The sequence below is a fragment of the Serratia sp. FS14 genome (assembly GCF_000695995.1).
In the GTDB taxonomy this organism is placed as follows: domain Bacteria; phylum Pseudomonadota; class Gammaproteobacteria; order Enterobacterales; family Enterobacteriaceae; genus Serratia; species Serratia nematodiphila.
On sequence record NZ_CP005927.1, the window covers coordinates 3,116,720 to 3,137,857 of the forward strand.

The following is a 21,138-nucleotide window of genomic DNA, read 5'->3' on the forward strand; positions in this document are numbered from 1 at the left end:
GTGCGACTGTTCAGCCGATTGGCATTCTGCCCCCTACGCATAATAGCGCTGACTCTCTTATCCGCAGGTTTAAGACATAGTGAGCGATCTGTATACCGCCGAAGGCGTGATGGACAAAAATTCTCTCTGGTTGCGCTACGTGCCGTTAGTGCGCCACGAGGCGTTGCGCCTGCAGGTCAGGCTGCCCGCCAGCGTGGAGCTTGACGACCTGTTGCAGGCCGGGGGAATCGGGCTATTAAACGCCGTTGAGCGTTATGACGCCCTACAGGGAACCGCCTTTACCACCTATGCGGTGCAGCGCATTCGCGGCGCGATGCTCGACGAGTTGCGCAGCCGCGACTGGGTGCCGCGCAGCGTGCGGCGCCACGCGCGCGAGGTCGCGCAGGTGATGCGGCAACTGGAACAGCGTTACGGCCGTCCGGCGAGCGAGACGGAAGTGGCGCAGACGCTGAACATCTCGCTGGATGAGTACCGTCAAATTCTGTTGGACACCAATAACAGCCAGCTTTTCTCCTACGACGAATGGCGCGAGGAGCATGGCGAGAACGCGGAACCGATGCTGGAAGGGCATGAAGAGGCCAACCCGCTGCATCACCTGTTGGAAGGCAGCCTGCGCCAGCGGGTGATCGACGCCATCGAGGCGTTGCCGGAGCGCGAAAAAATGGTGCTGACGCTGTATTACCAGGAAGAGTTGAATCTCAAAGAGATCGGCGCCGTGCTGGACGTGGGGGAATCCCGCGTCAGCCAACTGCACAGTCAGGCGATCAAACGGCTGCGCGCGCGGCTGGCGAACGATACCTGACGGCGGAGCGCCGCCCCCAACTCGATGACTCATGCGACAATCGGACTGCCCCTTATGCCAGGAATACTGTTGAAGAAACGGCCGCTTAGCCGTTACCTGAAAGACTACAAGCACAGCCAGACCCATTGCTCCCAGTGCGGCAAACTGTTGGACCGCATGGCGCTGGTGTTTCGCGGCAAGATAATCAATAAAGAAGCCATCGCGCGCATGGATCAGCCGATCGACGATGCGGTCTGGCAAAACGTGCAGCACGAGCTGACCGCGCTGTGCCGCTTTTGCAGCGAGATTTCCTGCAACAGCCACCCGAGTTATTTCGACATTATGGCGTTCAAGCAGTATCTGTTCGAACAGACCGAGATGAGCCACAGCACCATTCGCGAGTACGTGGTGCGGCTGCGCCGGCTGGATGAAATGCTGGTGGCGCGGAATTACCCGGCGGACAAATTCGCCAACAGCGCCAGCCATCAGCGCATCATCGACGATCTGCCTACCGCGGCGCACAACAACTACCGCATTGCGCTACGCAAGTACGATCAGTATCTCGCCTGGCAGCGCAGCTACTGAGACTTTCCCCGGCCGCTGGGCCGGGGTCTGCTGTTTCCCCCGTGATAAAGGATGATTATTCAGTTCACATCTGCTAAATCTATCGGTTATCAGATGTTGATATTCGATTCCCTGGGGGGAAGTAGTGAACCTGCAACAACAACTGGCGCAATTTCCGCGTCTGGATCTGGTTGGCGTCGCCACACCGCTGGAAAAACTGTCCCGTCTCTCCGATTACCTCGGCCGTGAAATTTACCTTAAACGTGACGATGTCACGCCTATGGCGATGGGCGGCAACAAGCTGAGAAAGCTTGAGTTTTTGGCCGCCGATGCGTTGCGGCAAGGCGCCGATACGCTGGTCACCGCCGGCGCCATTCAATCCAACCACGTGCGCCAGACGGCGGCGGTGGCGGCGAAACTGGGCCTGCACTGCGTCGCGTTGCTGGAAAACCCGATCGATACCCGCGCGGAAAACTACCTGACCAACGGCAACCGTCTGTTGCTCGGCCTGTTCAACGCCGAAGTGGTAATGTGCGAAGCGCTGCACGATCCGCAGCAGCAACTGGCGGAACTGGCGACGCGCCTCGAGGCGCAGGGCTTCCGGCCTTACGTGGTGCCGGTGGGCGGCTCCAATGCGCTGGGCGCGCTGGGATACGTGCAGTGCGCATTGGAAATCGCCGAACAGAGCCAACGCAGCAACGTGGCGTTCAGTTCGGTGGTGGTGGCGTCCGGCAGCGCCGGCACCCACGCAGGGCTGGCGGTGGGGCTGCAGCAGCTGCTGCCCGAAACCGAGTTGATCGGCGTGACCGTCTCGCGCACCGTGATCGATCAGTTGCCGAAGGTGGAACAAATCCAGAAAGCCCTGGCCTGTTCGCTGAATATCGACAAACTGGCGCCGATCGCGCTGTGGGATGATTACTTCGCGCCGCAGTACGGCATGCCGAACGAAGAGGGCATGGCGGCGGTGCAGTTGCTGGCGCAGCAAGAGGGGGTATTGCTGGATCCGGTGTACACCGGCAAAGCGATGGCTGGTTTGATCGACGGCATCGCCCAGCGGCGCTTCCGCGACGAAGGTCCCATCCTGTTTGTTCACACCGGCGGTGCGCCGGCGCTGTTCGCCTACCATCCGCAGGTGTAAACACCGCGTGTTATTCCATTTTGAACTATATTTATAAGGTTATATTCCTTTATGCGGGCGGTTGCACTGTTAAAGTGCTGATATCAAAAAAGATAAACAACATACAGGGGTGTTTATGATGTTTGCGAAAGTTCGTCGTCAATGGTTGTTGGGCGTGGTGGGTATTGCGTTGGCCGCCGGTGTGACGACGCAAACCTACGCCGCCGATAACCTGCTACAGCAGGTGAAACAGCGCGGCACGCTGATCGTCGGGCTGGAAGGTACTTATCCGCCGTTCAGTTTCCAGGGGGAAGACGGCAAATTGACCGGTTTCGAAGTGGATTTCGCCAACGCGCTGGCGCAACATCTGGGCGTGAAAGCCAAGCTGAACCCGACCAAATGGGACGGTATGCTGGCTTCGCTGGATTCGAAGCGCATCGACGTGGTCATCAACCAGGTGACGCTCTCCGATGAGCGCAAGAAGAAATATGATTTCTCCACCCCTTACACCGTTTCCGGCATTCAGGCGCTGGTGAAAAAGGGCAACGAAGGCACCATTACCAAGCCGGATGACCTGAAGGGCAAAAAGGTCGGCGTTGGCCTGGGCACCAACTATGAGCAATGGCTGCGCGAGAATGTGCAGGGCGTGGACGTGCGCACTTACGACGATGATCCGACCAAGTATCAGGATCTGCGCGTCGGCCGCATCAACGCCATTCTGGTGGACCGCCTGGCGGCGCTGGATCTGGTGAAGAAAACCGGCGATACGCTGGCGGTGGCCGGCCCGGCATTCTCCCGCCAGGAGTCCGGCGTGGCGCTGCGCAAGAATAACCCAGAGCTGCTGGCCGCGATTGACCAGGCGATCGCCGAGATGCAAAAAGACGGCACGCTGGCGAAGATCTCCGAGAAATGGTTTGGCGCGGACGTAACTAAATAATGCACGAAAGTATTCAACTGGCGCTGGATTCAGCGCCATTTTTATTGAAGGGCGCCATACTGACGCTGCAGCTTAGCCTGGGCGGTATGGCGTTCGGCCTGTTGCTGGGTTTTCTGCTGGCGCTGATGCGCCTTTCGCCGCTTTGGCCGCTGTCATGGCTGTCGCGCATTTACGTATCGCTGTTCCGCGGCACGCCGCTGATCGCCCAGCTGTTTATGATCTATTACGGTCTGCCGCAGTTCGGCATCGAATTCGATCCTTTCCCGGCGGCGCTGATTGGCCTGTCGCTCAATACCGCCGCCTACACCTCAGAAACGTTGCGCGCGGCGATTTCGTCGATCGACAAAGGGCAGTGGGAAGCCGCCGCCAGCATCGGCATGACCCGTTGGCAAACCCTGCGCCGGGTGATCCTGCCGCAGGCGGCGCGCACCGCCTTGCCGCCGCTGGGCAACAGTTTTATCGGCCTGGTGAAGGACACCTCGCTGGCCGCTACCATTCAGGTGCCGGAACTCTTCCGCCAGGCGCAGCTCATCACCTCGCGCACGCTGGAAGTGTTCACCATGTACCTGGCGGCATCGCTGATTTACTGGGTGATGGCGACCCTGCTTTCCGCACTGCAAAACCGTCTGGAAGCCCACGTTAATCGCCAGGATCAGGAGTAACGCATGAGTGCCATTGAAGTTAAGCAATTGACCAAGCAGTTCAAAGGTCAGACGGTGCTGCATGGGATCGATCTGGCGGTGGATGCCGGTGAAGTGGTGGCGATCATCGGCCCGAGCGGCTCAGGGAAAACCACCTTGTTGCGCTGCATCAACCTGCTGGAGGAGCCGGATTCCGGCACCATTCGCGTCGGCGATATCCTGATCGATGGCAGCAAGCCGTTGAGCAAACAGAAAAATCAGGTGCGCGCGCTGCGCCAGCAGGTCGGTTTTGTGTTCCAGAACTTCAACCTGTTTCCGCACCGTTCGGTGCTCGAAAACATCATTGAAGGGCCGGTTATCGTTAAAGGTGAGGCGAAAGCCAGCGCCGAACAGCGCGCTCGCGCGTTGCTGGCCAAGGTGGGGCTGAGCGGCAAAGAGGCGGCTTATCCGCGTCGGCTGTCCGGCGGGCAGCAGCAGCGGGTGGCGATCGCGCGCGCGCTGGCGATGCAGCCGGAGGTGATTTTGTTCGATGAGCCGACGTCGGCGCTCGATCCCGAGCTGGTGGGAGAAGTGCTCAATACCATGCGTTCACTGGCGGAAGAGAAACGCACCATGGTGATCGTCACCCATGAAATGAGCTTCGCCCGCGACGTGGCCGATCGGGTTATCTTTATGGATCACGGCCGCATCGTCGAACAGGGCCCGGCCAAAGCGCTTTTCGCCAATCCGCAGCATCAGCGTACCCAGCAATTCCTCGACAAGTTCCGGAATCAATAAGGCGTCGGGGGCGTTTCCCCCGACTGCATTCACTCCGCTTTCAACCATTCGTTTCGCGCGGCGGCGGCGAGAAATCCGCTGCGGCTGCCGTATTCCGGATATTACCGAACCCGATAGTCAATGCGTCTCGTAGCGCTTTGATGCGGCCTTCAAGCAGAGTAATCCGTCTATGTTGTTATCGTCCATGAGCAACGCCCCACCCTGTAAGGATAACAAGGCGCTAACGGCCGATCGGCCTGCGGACAATAAAAAACCCTGCACTCGTGCAGGGTTTGCGTAGCGGTAAGCCCATCAGGCTGCAACGCGTGCAGCCTTGAGGATGCATTAACCGATGGTCATCAGGCTGGCGTTACCGCCGGCGGCGGCGGTGTTGACGCTCAGGGAACGTTCGATCAGCAGGCGTTCCAACAGGATGTTGGTTTCACCGTGGGCGAAGCCCTGCACCGAGACGATGGCGCCGCCGCGCTGGGCGATCTGCTCGCACAGGGTGCGCAGCTGGTCTGCATCGCCGTGGTAGATGGCGGCGTCGAACTCGACCTTGTCCTGCTGCCAGTCTTTGCTGAAGGCGATGCGCGCCTGCACATCGTTCGGCAAGCGGCGGAACAGATTGCGTTGCAGTTCCGCTTCCGGCCACAGCGCGCAGCTGCCAACCGCCAGCACGGCGGCCAGCTGGATCAGCGCGTCGGCTTCGTTATCCGCCAGGCACAGCACGCGTTCACGCGGCAGCAGGGCATAGGTGTTGCGCTCGCCGGTCGGACCCGGCAGCGGACGTACGGTGCCGCCCTGGCCCAGTTCCGCATAGCGCTGCGCCAATGCCGCCAGTTCGCCGTGCTGGCTGGTGACCGCCCATTTCTCCAGCGATTGCAGCGCACCCAACAGCTGCGGCCGCGCGGTGGCTTCCATCGGGCGCTCTTCGTCCTGGCGGTGCAGCGTACGTTGCAGCGCGTCGTCCGGACGGTTAGCCAGCAGACGGTACAGGTACAGCGGGCCGCCGGCTTTCGGGCCGGTGCCCGACAGGCCTTCGCCGCCGAACGGCTGCACGCCGACCACTGCGCCGACCATGTTGCGGTTGACGTACAGGTTGCCGACCTTGGCGCGCTCGGTCACCCGGGCGATGGTTTCATCGATGCGGGTGTGAATGCCCAGCGTCAGGCCATAACCGGCGGCGTTGATCTGATCGACCAGCGCGTCCAGATTGTTGCGCTGGAAGCGCACCACGTGCAACACCGGGCCGAAGATCTCTTTTTGCAGCTCGTCGAAGCTGTCGAGCTCGATCAGCGTCGGTTTGATGAAGGTGCCGCGCGCCCACTCTTTTTCATCCTGCGCGCTGCCTTTGGCGGCCTGGTACACCTTGCGGCCTTTGGCGCGCATCGCCTGGATGTGGCGTTCGATGCCGGTTTTGGCTTCGGCGTCGATCACCGGGCCCACGTCGGTAGACAGGCGTTCCGGGTTGCCCATGCGGCATTCGGCCATCGCGCCGCGCAGCATTTGCAGCGTGTGCTCGGCCACGTCTTCCTGAATGCACAGGATACGCAGCGCGGAGCAACGCTGCCCGGCGCTGTCGAAGGCGGAAGCCACCACGTCGGTCACCACCTGTTCAGTCAGGGCGGAGGAGTCGACGATCATGGCGTTCAGGCCGCCGGTTTCGGCGATCAGCGGCGTCGGACGGCCTTGCGGATCCAGACGACCGGCGATGCTGCGCTGCAGAATGCCGGCGACGTCGGTGGAGCCGGTGAACATCACGCCGCGGACGCGGGCGTCGTTGACCAGCGTCGAGCCAACGGTTTCACCCTGGCCCGGCAGCAGCTGCAGCACGCCTTGCGGAATGCCGGCTTCCAGCAGGATACGCACCGCCTGCGCGGCCACCAGCGGCGTTTGCTCGGCCGGTTTGGCCAGCACGCTGTTGCCCGCCGCCAGCGCGGCGGCGATTTGGCCGGTGAAGATCGCCAGCGGGAAGTTCCACGGGCTGATGCAAACCACCGGGCCCAGCGGGCGGTGGCTGTCGTTGGCGAAGTCGTCGCGCACCTGGCCGGCGTAGTAGTGCAGGAAGTCGACCGCTTCACGCACTTCGGCGATGGCGTTGTTGAAGGTTTTACCCGCTTCACGCACCAGAATGCCCAGCAGGCTTTGTAGCTGGCTTTCCATCAGTTCGGCGGCGCGTTCGAGGATCGCGGCGCGTTCCGTCGGCGGCGTAGCGAACCAAATTGGGCCGGCGGCCGCGGCGGCGTCGAGCGCGCGGCTGACTTCGCCTTCGGTGGCTTCACGCACATAGCCGACCACATCGCCCGGCTCGGCCGGGTTAATCACCGGCTGCTCCACGCCCTGATCCAATTCGGCGTCGATGATAGGTTCTGCGCGCCACGGATGGCTGGCGCTGGTGAGCAGGGCGCTGGAGAGCGAGGCCAGACGCTGTTCGTTGGACAGATCCAGACCGCTGGAGTTAACGCGTTTCTCGCCGTACAGCTCGCGCGGCAGCGGGATGCGCGGATGCGGCAGGCCAATTTGACCTTCGCTGGCCGCCAGCGCTTCCACGGCGCTGACCGGATCGGCCACCAGCTCGTCGAGCGGCAGGGTGGCGTCGGCGATGCGGTTGACGAACGAGGTGTTGGCGCCGTTTTCCAGCAGGCGACGCACCAGGTAAGCCAGCAGGGTTTCATGGGTGCCGACCGGCGCGTAGATGCGGCAAGGGCGGTTCAGTTTGCCGTCGGCCACTTTGCCCACCACCTGCTCGTACAGCGGTTCACCCATGCCGTGCAGGCACTGGAATTCATACTGGCCAGGGTAGTAGTTGTTGCCGGCCAGGTGATAGATGGCGCTCAGCGTATGGGCGTTGTGGGTCGCGAACTGCGGATAGATCAGGTTCGGCACCGACAGCAGCTTGCGGGCGCAGGCCAGGTAGGAAACGTCGGTGTACACCTTGCGGGTGTAGACTGGGTAGCCTTCCAGGCCGTCCATCTGGGCGCGTTTGATTTCGCTGTCCCAGTAGGCGCCTTTCACCAGACGGATCATCAGGCGGCGGCGGCTGCGTTGCGCCATGTCGATCACCGCGTCGATGGCGAACGGACAGCGTTTCTGATAGGCCTGGATCACGAAGCCGATGCCGTTCCAGCCGGCCAACTGCGGCTCGAAGCACAGTTTCTCCAGCAGATCGAGCGAGATCTCCAGGCGATCGGCCTCTTCGGCGTCGATATTGATGCCGATATCGTACTGACGTGCCTGCAGGGTCAGCGACAGCAGGCGCGGGTAAAGCTCTTCCATGACGCGTTCGTACTGCGCGCGGCTGTAGCGCGGGTGCAGGGCGGACAGCTTGATGGAGATGCCGGGGCCTTCATAGATGCCGCGGCCGTTGGAGGCTTTGCCGATGGCGTGGATCGCCTGCTGGTAGGAAACCAGGTAGGCCTGGGCGTCGGCTTCGGTCAGGGCGGCTTCGCCCAGCATGTCGTAGGAGTAGCGGAAGCCTTTTTCTTCCAGCTTGCGCGCGTTGGCCAGCGCTTCGGCGATGGTTTCGCCGGTCACGAACTGTTCGCCCATCAGGCGCATCGCCATGTCCACGCCTTTGCGGATCAGCGGTTCGCCGCTCTTGCTGATAATGCGGTTCAGCGATCGGGACAGATTGGCTTCGTTATGCGTGGACACCAGCTTGCCGGTAAACAGCAGGCCCCAGGTCGCGGCGTTGACGAACAGCGACGGGCTGCGCCCCAGGTGCGAATGCCAGTTGCCGTTGCTGATCTTGTCGCGGATCAGGGCGTCGCGGGTCGGTTTGTCCGGAATGCGCAGCAGCGCTTCCGCCAGGCACATCAGCGCCACACCTTCCTGCGAGGAGAGGGAGAACTCTTGCAGCAGGCCTTGCACCATGCCGGCGCGGCCGTTTGCACTTTTTTGGTTACGCAATTTCTCGGCGATGCCATAGGCCATTTTATGAGTAGCCTGTGCAAGATCGGCGGGTAATCGCGCCTGTTCGAGCAACATCGGCACCGCTTCGGTCTCCGGGCGGCGATACGCGGCGGTGATGGCGGCGCGGGTCACCGACTGCGGCAGAATTTGTTCGGCGAAATCGAGGAATGGCTGGTGTGACTCTTCCTGCGCTTGCGGCATAATGTCGTCCGCTTCAGGCTGGCCCGCTGCGGCCAGCGCTGGAATTTCAGGAATATCGGTACCGCTCTCGAGACGCTCGAGGTAATTAAAGATGGCCTGCTTGATGAGCCAGTGCGGCGTGCGATCGATGCGCTGCGCGGCGCTCTTGATCCGGTCGCGTGTTGCCTCGTCGAGTTTCACGCCCATTGTGGTAGTGCCCATGCCTGTCCAACTCCTGTGTTTAGAACCTATCCCATCAGGCTAGACAAACAGCAGGCCGGAAAGCCTGTTGGGATAGGTTCGTGAGATGTGTGGTGTTAAGAATGCAGACAATATCCTGCATGTTGCAACTTTGTGCAACCTTGTTAAATCAGGCGGATGAGCGAAGTGTGAGTTTCATCGATTTTTTAACACGGGCAGTTGGCACGAATGTTGCGTTATTGAGCGAACGCGGCGGGGTTAATGATGCCGCAGACGCTTTACCTTGCGGTATATAAGGGTAATGGCAGGGTGCAACTCATTTTGCTTGTCGTGAGTGCAACCTTTGAACCCGGTAAATGTGACGCAGGGTAAACTTTGTGTAACTTTGTTGTTAAATATCTTGTTGGTTGATGAAAGGCTCATCTAGGATAACCGACGGTCAACAATTACGGGCAGAAACTATTTTACCTGCACTTGCTCGCAGGCTGCGCCACGTTCCGGCGCGGCGGCCAGTGAAATGCATTGCGCGTGGGTTTACCGGCGCCGGCTTGGCCGGAGCGAAACGCGAATAATAATGAAAGTGGAGAATTAAATGACAATGAGCACACCTATGCTGGTGACCTTCCTGGTGTACATTTTCGGGATGGTGCTGATCGGCCTGCTTGCCTACCGGGCAACCAACAACTTTGATGATTATATTCTCGGCGGCCGCAGTTTGGGCAGCGTGGTGACCGCGCTGTCCGCCGGGGCTTCCGACATGAGCGGCTGGCTGCTGATGGGCCTGCCGGGCGCCATCTTCCTCTCCGGCATCTCCGAAAGCTGGATCGCCATCGGCCTGACCATCGGCGCTTACCTGAACTGGAAGCTAGTGGCAGGAAGGCTGCGCGTGCATACCGAAGCCAACAATAACGCCCTGACGCTGCCGGACTATTTCACCAGCCGTTTTGAAGACAACAGCAAGCTGCTGCGGGTGATCTCGGCCATCGTCATTCTGGTGTTCTTCACCATTTACTGCGCCTCCGGCATCGTGGCCGGCGCGCGCCTGTTCGAAAGCACCTTCGGCATGAGCTACGAAACCGCCCTGTGGGCCGGCGCCGCGGCGACCATCCTGTATACCTTTATCGGCGGTTTCCTGGCGGTGAGCTGGACCGACACCGTACAGGCCAGCCTGATGATTTTCGCGCTGATCCTGACGCCGGTGATCGTGATCTTCGCCGTCGGCGGCATCGATACCTCGATGCTGGTGATCCAGGCTAAGAACCCGGCCAACCTCGACATGCTGAAGGGACTGAACTTCGTCGCCATCCTGTCGCTGCTGGGTTGGGGCCTGGGCTACTTCGGCCAGCCGCACATCCTGGCGCGTTTCATGGCAGCGGATTCTCACCGCACCATCCGCAGCGCGCGCCGCATCAGCATGACCTGGATGATCCTGTGCCTGGCCGGGACCATCGCCGTCGGTTTCTTCGGTATCGCTTACTTCGCCAATAACCCGGATCAGGCCGGTAACGTGTCGCAGAACGGCGAACGCGTGTTCATCGAACTGGCGATGTTGCTGTTCAACCCATGGGTGGCGGGCGTGCTGCTGTCGGCGATTCTGGCGGCGGTCATGAGCACCCTGAGCTGCCAGCTGCTGGTATGCTCCAGCGCGATCACCGAAGACCTGTACAAGGCGTTCCTGCGCAAGGGCGCCAGCCAGCGTGAGCTGGTGTGGGTCGGCCGCGTGATGGTGCTGGTAGTGGCGTTGATCGCCATCGCCTTGGCGGCCAACCCGGAGAACCGCGTGCTGGGCCTGGTGAGTTATGCCTGGGCCGGTTTCGGTGCCGCCTTCGGCCCGGTTGTGCTGATCTCGGTAATGTGGTCGCGCATGACCCGCAACGGCGCGCTGGCCGGCATGCTGGTCGGTGCGGTGACGGTGATCGTCTGGAAACAGTACGAATGGCTGGGCCTGTACGAAATCATCCCTGGCTTCATCCTGGGTTGCCTGGCCATTGTGGTGGTGAGCCTGATGGGCCGCCAGCCATCCTCAACCATGACCGAACGTTTCGATCAGGCGGAAGCCGAATACAAAACGGTATAACGCCGTTTGATGTCAGTCGGCAAGGGGCGCGCAGAGCGCCCCTTCTTTTTGCCTGTTTGCCCGTCATTCGGCTGTAACACCTGGCGACATTTGATTAGAAAAAATCACGCTTGTGCCTCTTGTATTTCTTTTTGCCAGAATGATAATCACTCTCGTTGTATTTTACGTTTCTTTACATACTCGCCGCGGCTCATTTCGAGCCGGTTTTCTCTGCCGCCGCGGTCTTTTCAGGGGTGATTAGTTATGTTCGTTCCCTTTCTTATCATGTTCCGTGAGGGGCTGGAGGCCGCGCTGATCGTCAGCCTGATCGCCAGCTACCTGAAGCGCACGCAGCGCAGCCAATGGCTGGGCGCGGTGTGGATCGGCGTGATTGTCGCCGCGGCGCTGTGTCTGGCGCTCGGCATCTTCATCAATGAGACCACCGGCGAGTTCCCGCAGAAACAGCAAGAGCTGTTCGAAGGCATCGTGGCGGCGGTGGCGGTGCTGATCCTCACCTATATGGTGTTCTGGATGCGTAAGGTGTCCAAATCGGTCAAGGTGCATCTGGAAGGGGCTATCGATCAGGCGCTCAGCGCCGGTAAAGGGCAGGGGTGGGCGCTGGTGGCGATGGTGTTCTTCGCCGTGGCGCGCGAAGGGCTGGAGTCGGTGTTCTTCCTGCTGGCGGCGTTCCAGCAAGACGTGGGCGCCGCGGCGCCGATCGGCGCGGTGCTCGGCCTGGTGGCCGCCATCGTGCTGGGCATGATGATTTACTGGGGCGGGGTGAAGCTGCACCTGGCCAAATTCTTCAAATGGACCAGCCTGTTCATTCTGTTCGTCGCCGCCGGCCTGGCCGCCGGGGCGATCCGCGCCTTCCACGAAGCCGGTCTGTGGAACCACTTCCAGGACATCGCCTTCGATTTCAGCAACACCCTGTCGACCCATTCGCTGTTCGGCACCCTGCTGGAAGGCATTCTCGGTTACCAGGAAGCGCCGACGGTCAGCGAGGTGGCGGTCTACTTCCTGTATCTGATCCCAGCGCTGATTTTCTTTTTCCTGCCGCAGCGCGCGGAGCCGGCAGCGGCCCCGGCGCAACGTAAAACCAATCATTAATGTTTAATAGGGAATCTCGTATGTCTACTCCGTTATTTCGCCGCAAGGCGTTGCACGCAGCATTACTGGCTATCCCGGCGTTTGCGCTGAGCATCGACGCCTTGGCGGCGGACGTGCCGCAGGTCAAGGTTACGGTTAACGACAAGCAGTGCGAACCGATGCAACTGACGGTCCCGGCCGGCAAGACACAGTTTGTGGTGCACAACACCAGCCAGAAAAACGTCGAATGGGAAATCCTGAAAGGGGTGATGGTGGTGGAAGAGCGCGAGAACATCGCGCCGGGCTTTACCCAGAAAATGACCGCCACGCTGGAAGCGGGCGAATATGACATGACCTGCGGGCTGCTGAGCAATCCGAAAGGCAAACTGACTGTCACCGCAGCGGCCAACGGCGCCACCGACGGCAAGCCGAACGCGCTGGACCTGGTCGGCCCGATCGCCGAATACAAGGTTTACGTCACCAAAGAAGTCGATGGGTTGGTGAAACAGACCAAGCTGTTTACCGACGCGGTGAAGGCCGGCAACGTGGAGCAGGCGCGCAGGCTGTATGCGCCGACCCGCCAGCACTATGAGCGCATTGAGCCGATCGCCGAGCTGTTCTCCGATCTGGACGGCAGCATCGACGCCCGTGAAGACGACTACGAGAAGAAAGCGGCGGACCCGAACTTCACCGGCTTCCACCGTCTGGAGAAGGCGCTGTTTGCTGACAACTCCACCAAAGACATGGGCCAATATGCCGATCGTCTGTATCACGACACCGTTGAGCTGCAAAAACGCGTGAGTGAACTGACCTTCCCGCCGAGCAAGGTGGTGGGCGGCGCAGCCGGGCTGATCGAAGAGGTGGCGGCCAGCAAGATCAGCGGTGAAGAAGACCGTTACAGCCGCACCGATTTGTGGGACTTCCAGGCCAACGTCGACGGCGCGCAAAAGATAGTCAATCTGCTGCGCCCGCTGCTGGTTAAGGCCAATAAGCCGCTGTTGGACAAAATCGACGCCAACTTCAAAACCGTGGACACCATTTTGGCGAAGTACCAAACCAAAGAGGGTTATGAGTCCTATGAGAAGCTGACCGATGCCGATCGCAATGCGTTGAAAGGGCCGATCACCACGCTGGCGGAGGATCTTTCCCAGCTGCGCGGCGTATTGGGTCTGGACTGAGGCATACGGTTATGAGCAACAAGGCAGGCCCGAATAACGGGCCGCATCCGCAATCGCAGGGGGCGGCATCGCCTTCGCGCCGCCGTTTGCTGCAAGGGCTGGGGCTGGGCGCGCTGGCGCTGGGCGGCAGCCGCCTGGCGCAGGCGGCGGGTAACGCGGCGGAGCCGTTGGCGACGCCGCAGGATGAGCGCTGGCAGAAACAGCCGTTTTATGGCCGCCATCAGGCCGGCGTGCTGACGCCGCAACAGGCGGCGATGATGCTGGTGGCGTTCGATGTGTTGGCGACCGACAAAGCGGGGCTGGAGCGCCTGTTCCGGCTGCTGACCGATCGCATCGCCTTCCTGACCCACGGCGGCAAGGCGCCGGAGGTGGACGCCAAGCTGCCGCCGCTCGATTCCGGCATCATGGGGCCGGAGATTTACCCGGACAACCTGACCATCACCGTCTCGGTCGGCGCATCGCTGTTTGATGAACGCTTTGGTCTGCAGGCGCAAAAGCCGCTGCGGTTGCAGAAAATGACCCGCTTCCCCAACGATGCGTTGGACGCCGCGCTTTGCCACGGCGACCTGCTGTTGCAGATCTGCGCTAACACCAACGAAACGGTGATTCACGCGCTGCGCGACATCATTAAGCATTCGCCGGATCTGCTCAGCGTGCGCTGGAAGCGGGAGGGGTTCATCTCCGCGCACGCGGCGCGCAGCAAAGGCAAAGAGACGCCGATCAACCTGTTGGGTTTCAAAGACGGCACTGCGAACCCGAAAACCGACGACAAACCGCTGATGGATAAGGTGGTGTGGGTCGGCGACAACGTCGGTGAGCCGGCGTGGACGGCGGGCGGCAGCTATCAGGCGGCGCGCATTATTCGTTTTCGCGTCGAGTTTTGGGATCGCACGCCGCTGCAGGAGCAGGAAACCATCTTCGGCCGCGAGAAGCACAGCGGGGCGCCGCTGGGCATGAAGCGTGAACATGACGAGCCGGACTACGCGAACGATCCCGACGGCAAGGTGATCCCGATGGATGCGCACATCCGGCTGGCTAATCCTCGCACGCCGGAAAGCCAAAGCAACCTGATGCTGCGGCGCGGCTACAGCTATTCCCTTGGCGTCTCCAATGCCGGCCAGCTGGAAATGGGGCTGCTGTTCGTCTGCTATCAGGCCGATCTGGAGAAAGGCTTCCTGACGGTGCAAAAAAGGCTGAACGGCGAAGCGCTGGAGGAATACATCAAGCCGATTGGCGGCGGGTATTTCTTCGTATTGCCGGGCGTGAAAGAGGGCGGCGATTATCTGGCCAGCGGCCTGCTCAAGGCCTGAAGCCGGAATAACGAGGCGGGATCTTCCGCCTCGTTTTACGTTTGTCTTACCCGCTGCAGGGGGGCAGTTAACGATGAAACGCAATTCAATGCTTTGCCAGCAGATAAAAAAACACCCATCTCCGCTGCTTTTGGTTGCGCAAAATTTAATCGGGAAACCAAAGTGTCATTCGCGGATTTTAATTGTAACTAGTTGAAATTTATGTGTTAAAAATTTTTATGGAATGACGTGTTGCGCGTGATATAGTGTTTTAGCGATAACTAAAACAAAACATATAAAATTTTTTTACATTTTAGTAACGCGGCAGGATTGAATGTCATTATACTGTAATCATCTGGCGGTAGTTTTCACACGGTGCACAGCTTGAAGCTGTAAATATCACTGCGGGGATCGCTAATGGTAAAGTCCTTGGTTGGGCTGGAAAGAAAAAATAACACATCTCCCCTGATTTCTCGTTGTAACGAGGGTTCTCTCTCCGACTCTCTTTTACCGGCAACTCCGCACCCTTATCGCTACCGAATCTCATCACTTTTTACTCCACGTTTATTGATGCAGTCCGCGTTGTCCCGTGAAGACACGGCGCTTAAGCGTTGCCGTCGATTCACTTTGTCCCTTGGCTCTTATTGGCTCGGAGGAGGCCAAAACCTAATACGTGTGTGAAACATAATCGCGCGGCCTGGCCGTTGCGGTAGGTGAAACAAACTGTAAGGTGCCACTATGGGTAGACAGAAAGCAGTGATCAAAGCACGTCGTGAAGCGAAACGCGTTATTCGTCGTGACGCTCGTAGTCATCGCCAGCTGGAAGAAGAGTCTGTGACCTCGCTGGTGCAAATGGGGGGAGTCGAGTCTATCGGCATGGCGCGAGACAAGCGCGATAGCTCACCCATCGAGGCTAGAACCGAAGCTCAGGGTCATTACTTATCAGCCATAGAGAATAAGCAGCTGATCTTCGCCACCGGCGAAGCCGGCTGTGGCAAAACATTTATCAGCGCCGCCAAGGCGGCGGAGGCGCTGATCCATAAAGAGGTGGATCGGATTATCGTTACCCGTCCTGTTTTGCAGGCGGATGAGGACCTCGGTTTCTTACCGGGGGATATCGCCGAGAAATTCGCGCCTTATTTCCGCCCGGTGTATGACATTCTGGTGCGCCGTTTAGGATCTTCCTTTATGCAGTACTGCCTGCGCCCGGAAATCGGCAAGGTAGAGATTGCGCCGTTCGCTTATATGCGTGGGCGCACCTTCGAAAATGCGGTCGTTATCCTGGATGAAGCCCAGAACGTGACCGCGAGCCAGATGAAAATGTTCCTGACCCGCCTGGGGGAAAACGTGACGGTTATCGTTAACGGCGACGTGACCCAGTGCGACTTGCCGCGCGGCGTGAAATCCGGCCTCAGCGATGCCCTGGAGCGCTTCGAAGAGGACGAGATGATCGGCGTTATCCGCTTTGAAAAACAGGACTGCGTACGCTCCGCTTTGTGCCAGCGCACGCTCAACGCTTACAGTTAACCTACCCGCTACTGAAAAGGCCGCTTCGGCGGCCTTTTTTATCGCCGCCTATTTACCATTTCGTTTAACCTTTGTGTAAATTATTGTGGTTATTTGTATAGATTTTCGTTGAGTTAGCGTTAATGATTAATGGGTTCCAGATTGGCGCGCAGTTTGCGTGCGCCGCCAAAAGGACATTTTCTGGGGTGTGCGCCGCGCGGCGCATAGCGTGTGGGTTCCTTGCTGCGATTCAAACATGAAATACATCATTCTGCTTTTGCTTATTTTATGCGTCGTCTATGTGCATTACCGCGGGCGGGTGCGCTACAACGTGTGGCGGCAGCTGTCTGACCATTCCACCTTTACCGCACCGTTGAACGTCTTCATGTATCTGTTTTCCCGTGTGCCGACCACGCCGTACCTGAAGCCGGAGCAATTTCCTGAGCTGACGGTACTGCGGGAGAACTGGGAAACCATCCGCGACGAAGGACAGAAGCTGATGGAGATCCAGCAGATCAAAGCGTCCGATCAATTCAACGACGCCGGTTTCAACTCGTTCTTCAAGACCGGTTGGAAACGCTTTTATCTGAAATGGTATGAGGACAGCCATCCCTCCGCCATGACCCTGTGCCCGCAGACCACGGAACTGCTGCGCAGTCTGCCTTCGGTCAAGGCGGCGATGTTCGCCGAACTGCCGGACGGCAGCCGGTTGCCGCGCCACCGCGATCCTTACGCCGGTTCGCTGCGTTATCACCTGGGGCTGATTACCCCCAATGATGACCGCTGCTTCATTGAGGTGGACGGTGAGCGCTACAGCTGGCGTGACGGTGAAGGGGTGATGTTCGATGAAACCTATCTGCACTATGCGGAAAACCAGAGCGGGCAGAATCGCCTGATCCTGTTCTGCGATATCGAACGGCCGATGCGCTACCGTTGGGCGCAGGCGGTTAACCACTGGTTGGGGCGCAATCTGATGAGCGCCGCCACCGCGCCGAATGAAGAGGGCGATCGCACCGGCGGCGTCAACAAGATGTTCAAATACATCTATGCAATTCGCCGGGTGGGGAAACGGCTGAAGGCCTGGAACCGCACCGGTTATTACATCATCAAGTGGATTTTGTTCGGGGGGATCGCCGCGGCGATATTCTTCTCGGTATAACGCAGGCAGGGGCGCACAGAGTGCGCCCCTTTTTGATCAGGCGAAGATAGTCATCATGTAGGCGGCGAACAGCGCCAGGTGGGCGGTGCCGTTCAGCACGTTGGTGCGGCCGGTCGAGAACGACAGCTGGCACAGCAACAACACCGTCAACATCACCACGATATGCGGCGTTTGCAGGCCGAAGATCAGCGTCTGCCCGGTCAGGGTAGCGATGATGGTCACCGCCGGCACCGTCAGGGAGATGGTCGCCAGCACCGAACCGAAGAACAGGTTCATGGCGCGTTGCACCTGATTGTTCAACACGGCGCGCAGCGCGCCCAGGCCTTCAGGCGACAGGATAAGCAGCGCCACCAGGAAACCGGTGAACTGCGCCGGTGCATTCATCTTGGTCAGCAGGCCTTCGAGCGGATTGGCGTTGAACTTGGTGACGGCGATAACCGCGATCAGGTGCACGATGAGCCAGGCGGCGTGCCAGGCGCTGCTGTGCGAAGAGGGCTTGCCGTGGTGCGGATCGCCATCGTCGTCTTCATGCTCGTACACGAACAGGCTCTGGTGGGTTTTGGTCTGGATCACCAGGAACACGCCATACATGGCGGCGGAGATCAACGCCACCAGCAGTGCTTGCCCGGTGCTGAAGTTGCCGCCCGGCAGCGCGCTCGGGAACACCAGCACGATCACCGCCAGCGGGAAAATCGCCATCAGGTACTGTTTGATGCCGCCCAGGTTGACGTACTGGGTGGCGAACTTGCGCCCGCCGAGCAGTAGCGCAAAGCCGACCAGGCCGGCGGAAACGATCATGATGATGGAGTACAGCGTGTCGCGCATCAGCGCCGGCGCGGCGTCGCCGGTGGCCATCAACGCCGAGATCAGGCTGACTTCTAGGATCACCACCGACAGGCTGAGGATCAGCGAGCCATAGGGCTCGCCCAGTCGGTGGGCGAGCACGTCGGCGTGGCGCACCACGCTGAAGGCGCTGCTGAGGATCCCCACCAGCGCGAGAATATTGATGCCGACGATCAGCGGAAAGTTAGCGGTGCTGCCCCATAAATTCAACACCACCAGCGCGGCGATGGGGAAGATCAGCGAGTATTCGGTGTGGCGAGATTTGGTGGATCGGCCAGGATCGTGTTGCGACTTCATGAGGGTGGCACTCCTTCTCAAACAGCGTAGCCCGTCAGCGCCGGTCGCCGTGATGCGGCAACTCTGCGTTTCCAGTAGGTATTTTATATTAGGATACACCCGCGGCGCCGGTGTGATGTTGTTTTTATCTGAGAAAGCAATTGCTTGCTTTATGTGATCAGAGTAACAAAAAAACCGCACGGAGTGCGGTTTTATTTACTTACTTTTACGCAATAACGTCAATTTACAACGTTAGATTTGAGAAAAGTCGTGTTTACTTATTTAGTGCGTGGTTAATCAAGGAAAATACGACCGTTAGTCGTCAATATTATCCATGATTTCATGCCGTTTATTGTGGTATCCCTCTTCATTTAGCCCTTCACGCCAGTAAGGCACGGCATAAAGACGATTACGATCGCATTGACGTTCGCGGCGCAGGTAACGGCGCAGCTCCACCACCAGGCGATCTTCACCGGCGAGCCAGAAGTGCGCTTCCCCCTGCGGCAGGGACTGCGCGCGGAACCGAGCGATCAATTCGTCGGTTTTTTCCGTGCCGCCGACGATCCAATTCACCTCAACGCCGGCAGGTTTTTTCAGGTCAATCACGTCGGCAGTGCTGTCGACGCGGATGAAAGCGCGCCCGGCGCCGTACGGCGGCAGGTTTTCCAGCAGCGCGGCCAGCGCAGGCAGCGAGGAAGGATCGCCTGCCAGGCAGTAGAAGTCGGCGGCCGGCAGCATCGGTTTGGGGCCGCCTGGATTGCTGATGCCGATTTTATCGCCGGCTTTCGCCTGACGCGCAAAGTCGACCGCCGGGCCCTGGTGGTCATGGATGGCGAACTCGATGTCCACTTCCGCCTGCTCCGGGCGCACGGCGCGAATGGAATAGGTGCGCACGATCGGGCGCACGGCGTCCGCGGCCCAGCGCGGGCCGTTTTCGGTCAGCGTGGGCAGATCCGGCTGCGTCTGGCCGGCGAGCGGCAAAAAGACTTTGATGTGCGCAGCGGCGGCATTGGCCGGGTAGTAACGCAGGTCGGGAGCGGTAAAGGTGATGCGGCGCAGATGCGGGGTGATGTCCTGTACGGCGCTGACGGCGATCAGGTAGGGGGCGCGTGAGCGGGGGGCTTCGGTAGTCACGAGGATCTCCTTATAGGTCGTTTGGCGGTGAGTATACCATGCCGTTTGATAATGAGAATTGTTTGCTCATTGAGGCGCAACCGCGTGTGAGCTAGGCTTAAGGTTCACGCAATACGCACGGGAGGACGTGATGCCATACCAAGACACGAGCGACTTGCCGGACAATGTAAAGCATGTGCTACCGGAACATGCGCAGGCGATCTATAAAGAAGCGTTCAACAGCGCCTGGCAACAATACCGGGATCCCGACGATCGGCGCGGTGACGACAGCCGGGAGGAGACGGCGCATAAGGTGGCCTGGGCGGCGGTCAAGCAAAGCTATCGCAAGGGCGACGACGAACGCTGGCATAAAAAGTAACGCCTTTATGCCCCGGTAAAAAACGCGCTGACGTTATGCTGACCTCGGCAATTAATATTATTGCTGCTCAGTACAAATACTTTTCCACGTTAACGCCGCTTTGCAACTTGATTGCGCGGCGGGAAAAGAATATGGTCATTATTAATCGGCGCGGTTATTGAATTAATAAAATTCCGCACCAAAAAATAAAATTGCAAAGGTTCAGTAGTGGCGAGGGAGGACGAGAAATCGTATTCCCGGGAGGTTGTAACAGTGTTAACGCGAGATTTTCTGCAAAAAGCGGATTGCAAAACCGCCTTTGGCGCTATTGAGGAGTCGCTGCTGCTGACGCCTGAACAGCGCGCAGCCTCGTTGGAATGCACGTTATCGCGCCGGCCGGATCACAGCCCGGTATGGGTATTCGGTTACGGTTCGCTGATGTGGAATCCGGTTTTCGAATCTGAAGAAGTGCGGCCCGCCATGCTGCAGGGCTGGCATCGGGCGTTCTGCATGCGTTTGACCGCCGGGCGCGGCACGCTGCATCAGCCGGGGCGCATGCTGGCGCTGAAAGAGGGCGGTCAAACCACCGGATTGGCGTTTCGTCTGCCGGAAGGCAAGCTGCGTGAAGAGCTGGAGCTGCTTTGGAAGCGCGAAATGGTGACCGATTGCTACGTGCCGACCTGGTGTGAACTGCAGTTGGATGGCGGCGAGGGCGTGACTGCGCTGGTGTTTGTGATGAACGCGCAGCACCCGTTGTTTGAAGCAGACACCAGCCACCAGGTGATCGCGCCATTGATCGCCAGCGCCAGCGGCCCGCTGGGTACCAACGCGCAATACCTGTTTGCGCTGGATAACGAGCTGAAACACCACGGCATGCAGGATGATTGCATCGGCGATCTGGTGCGCTATGTACAGCAGTGGTTGCAACAGAACCACCCTGGCGCTTTCGGGGCTGAGGCTACCGCCTGAGGCGTTAGCAGGGCAGCAGACACTGAAGGGCTCAGCATGCTGAGCCCTTTTTCATATATCTAATACCTCTATTTAATAACTTTATTCTGCATGATGATCTAAGGCTCTTTATTTGTGTGGTTATTTATCTCATTATTTTTAAAGCCATTCATCATTTTCCCCCGTCCTCACCCCCCGAGAGCCACGATAAATAATTCACTTAGTATTAAA

At 59.3% G+C, this 21,138-nt stretch carries 17 protein-coding genes; 14 read left to right on the top strand and 3 right to left on the bottom strand.

The window, feature by feature from the left end; all coding sequences use genetic code 11:
* Positions 1-79: 79 nt before the first annotated feature.
* The 6 genes from L085_RS14090 (at position 80) to tcyN (ending at position 4,817) form a co-directional block, all read left to right on the top strand.
* Positions 80-802, top strand: a complete 723-nt coding sequence (locus tag L085_RS14090; RefSeq protein WP_004934752.1) for an RNA polymerase sigma factor FliA — start codon at positions 80-82, stop codon at positions 800-802.
* Between the two features lie 54 nt (positions 803-856).
* Positions 857-1,366 carry a flagella biosynthesis regulatory protein FliZ gene (gene fliZ / locus L085_RS14095; RefSeq protein ID WP_004934751.1) on the top strand — a complete coding sequence of 170 codons (510 nt, stop codon included), beginning with the start codon at positions 857-859 and terminating at the stop codon, positions 1,364-1,366.
* A 124-nt stretch (positions 1,367-1,490) separates the two neighbouring features.
* Complete coding sequence (locus L085_RS14100) at positions 1,491-2,483, top strand: D-cysteine desulfhydrase (protein WP_015378235.1); 993 nt, start codon at positions 1,491-1,493, stop codon at positions 2,481-2,483.
* A gap of 115 nt (positions 2,484-2,598) precedes the next feature.
* A complete protein-coding gene (gene tcyJ / locus L085_RS14105) occupies positions 2,599-3,399 on the top strand; it encodes a cystine ABC transporter substrate-binding protein (RefSeq protein ID WP_015378234.1) in 801 nt (266 codons plus the stop codon).
* Positions 3,399-4,061, top strand: coding sequence for a cystine ABC transporter permease (tcyL, locus tag L085_RS14110; protein WP_015378233.1), 663 nt, complete (start codon positions 3,399-3,401; stop codon positions 4,059-4,061). Before tcyJ ends, tcyL begins: the two co-directional genes overlap by 1 nt.
* A gap of 3 nt (positions 4,062-4,064) precedes the next feature.
* Positions 4,065-4,817 (top strand): L-cystine ABC transporter ATP-binding protein TcyN, encoded by a 753-nt coding sequence (gene tcyN, locus L085_RS14115; RefSeq protein WP_015378232.1) that lies wholly within the window; start codon positions 4,065-4,067, stop codon positions 4,815-4,817.
* 324 nt (positions 4,818-5,141) lie between these two features.
* Here the strand turns inward: tcyN and putA are convergent, their stop codons facing one another.
* Positions 5,142-9,113, bottom strand: a complete 3,972-nt coding sequence (putA, locus tag L085_RS14120) for a trifunctional transcriptional regulator/proline dehydrogenase/L-glutamate gamma-semialdehyde dehydrogenase (protein WP_033632771.1) — start codon at positions 9,111-9,113, stop codon at positions 5,142-5,144.
* 571 nt (positions 9,114-9,684) lie between these two features.
* Here putA and putP point away from each other — a divergent pair.
* The 6 genes from putP to lpxO all read left to right on the top strand — a co-directional run bounded on the left by putP (position 9,685) and on the right by lpxO (position 17,369).
* Positions 9,685-11,169: a sodium/proline symporter PutP gene (gene putP, locus L085_RS14125; protein WP_015378228.1), complete on the top strand. Its 1,485-nt coding sequence runs from the start codon at positions 9,685-9,687 to the stop codon at positions 11,167-11,169.
* Between the two features lie 243 nt (positions 11,170-11,412).
* Positions 11,413-12,258 (top strand): iron uptake transporter permease EfeU, encoded by an 846-nt coding sequence (gene efeU / locus L085_RS14130; RefSeq protein ID WP_044031021.1) that lies wholly within the window; start codon positions 11,413-11,415, stop codon positions 12,256-12,258.
* Between the two features lie 20 nt (positions 12,259-12,278).
* On the top strand, positions 12,279-13,415 hold the full coding sequence (gene efeO, locus L085_RS14135; RefSeq protein WP_044031022.1) for an iron uptake system protein EfeO: 1,137 nt from the start codon (positions 12,279-12,281) through the stop codon (positions 13,413-13,415).
* Between the two features lie 11 nt (positions 13,416-13,426).
* On the top strand, positions 13,427-14,725 hold the full coding sequence (efeB, locus tag L085_RS14140) for an iron uptake transporter deferrochelatase/peroxidase subunit (RefSeq protein ID WP_004934727.1): 1,299 nt from the start codon (positions 13,427-13,429) through the stop codon (positions 14,723-14,725).
* A gap of 717 nt (positions 14,726-15,442) precedes the next feature.
* Positions 15,443-16,231, top strand: coding sequence for a phosphate starvation-inducible protein PhoH (gene phoH, locus L085_RS14145; protein WP_004934726.1), 789 nt, complete (start codon positions 15,443-15,445; stop codon positions 16,229-16,231).
* 235 nt (positions 16,232-16,466) lie between these two features.
* Positions 16,467-17,369, top strand: a complete 903-nt coding sequence (gene lpxO, locus L085_RS14150) for a lipid A hydroxylase LpxO (protein ID WP_021504035.1) — start codon at positions 16,467-16,469, stop codon at positions 17,367-17,369.
* Between the two features lie 36 nt (positions 17,370-17,405).
* Here the strand turns inward: lpxO and chaA are convergent, their stop codons facing one another.
* Both chaA and L085_RS14160 read right to left on the bottom strand, forming a co-directional pair.
* A complete protein-coding gene (chaA, locus tag L085_RS14155) occupies positions 17,406-18,509 on the bottom strand; it encodes a sodium-potassium/proton antiporter ChaA (protein ID WP_004934723.1) in 1,104 nt (367 codons plus the stop codon).
* Between the two features lie 294 nt (positions 18,510-18,803).
* Complete coding sequence (locus tag L085_RS14160; protein WP_044031023.1) at positions 18,804-19,622, bottom strand: siderophore-interacting protein; 819 nt, start codon at positions 19,620-19,622, stop codon at positions 18,804-18,806.
* Between the two features lie 130 nt (positions 19,623-19,752).
* Between L085_RS14160 and chaB the strand changes: the two genes are divergently transcribed.
* Positions 19,753-19,980, top strand: a complete 228-nt coding sequence (chaB, locus tag L085_RS14165; RefSeq protein ID WP_004934720.1) for a putative cation transport regulator ChaB — start codon at positions 19,753-19,755, stop codon at positions 19,978-19,980.
* A 252-nt stretch (positions 19,981-20,232) separates the two neighbouring features.
* Entirely contained in the window at positions 20,233-20,928 is a 696-nt protein-coding gene (locus L085_RS14170; protein ID WP_044031024.1) for a gamma-glutamylcyclotransferase, read from the top strand.
* The last annotated feature ends 210 nt before the right edge of the window (positions 20,929-21,138 follow it).

Excerpts from the sequence above, each read along its gene's own strand:
- tcyJ (WP_015378234.1), top strand. The coding sequence starts at position 2,599 with ATGATGTTTGCGAAAGTTCGTCGTCAATGGTTGTTGGGCGTGGTGGGT.
- efeO (WP_044031022.1), top strand. The coding sequence starts at position 12,279 with ATGTCTACTCCGTTATTTCGCCGCAAGGCGTTGCACGCAGCATTACTG.
- chaB (WP_004934720.1), top strand. The coding sequence starts at position 19,753 with ATGCCATACCAAGACACGAGCGACTTGCCGGACAATGTAAAGCATGTG.
- putA (WP_033632771.1), bottom strand. The coding sequence starts at position 9,113 with ATGGGCACTACCACAATGGGCGTGAAACTCGACGAGGCAACACGCGAC.
- efeB (WP_004934727.1), top strand. The coding sequence starts at position 13,427 with ATGAGCAACAAGGCAGGCCCGAATAACGGGCCGCATCCGCAATCGCAG.
- chaA (WP_004934723.1), bottom strand. The coding sequence starts at position 18,509 with ATGAAGTCGCAACACGATCCTGGCCGATCCACCAAATCTCGCCACACC.
- fliZ (WP_004934751.1), top strand. The coding sequence starts at position 857 with ATGCCAGGAATACTGTTGAAGAAACGGCCGCTTAGCCGTTACCTGAAA.
- tcyL (WP_015378233.1), top strand. The coding sequence starts at position 3,399 with ATGCACGAAAGTATTCAACTGGCGCTGGATTCAGCGCCATTTTTATTG.
- lpxO (WP_021504035.1), top strand. The coding sequence starts at position 16,467 with ATGAAATACATCATTCTGCTTTTGCTTATTTTATGCGTCGTCTATGTG.
- putP (WP_015378228.1), top strand. The coding sequence starts at position 9,685 with ATGACAATGAGCACACCTATGCTGGTGACCTTCCTGGTGTACATTTTC.
- efeU (WP_044031021.1), top strand. The coding sequence starts at position 11,413 with ATGTTCGTTCCCTTTCTTATCATGTTCCGTGAGGGGCTGGAGGCCGCG.
- tcyN (WP_015378232.1), top strand. The coding sequence starts at position 4,065 with ATGAGTGCCATTGAAGTTAAGCAATTGACCAAGCAGTTCAAAGGTCAG.
- phoH (WP_004934726.1), top strand. The coding sequence starts at position 15,443 with ATGGGTAGACAGAAAGCAGTGATCAAAGCACGTCGTGAAGCGAAACGC.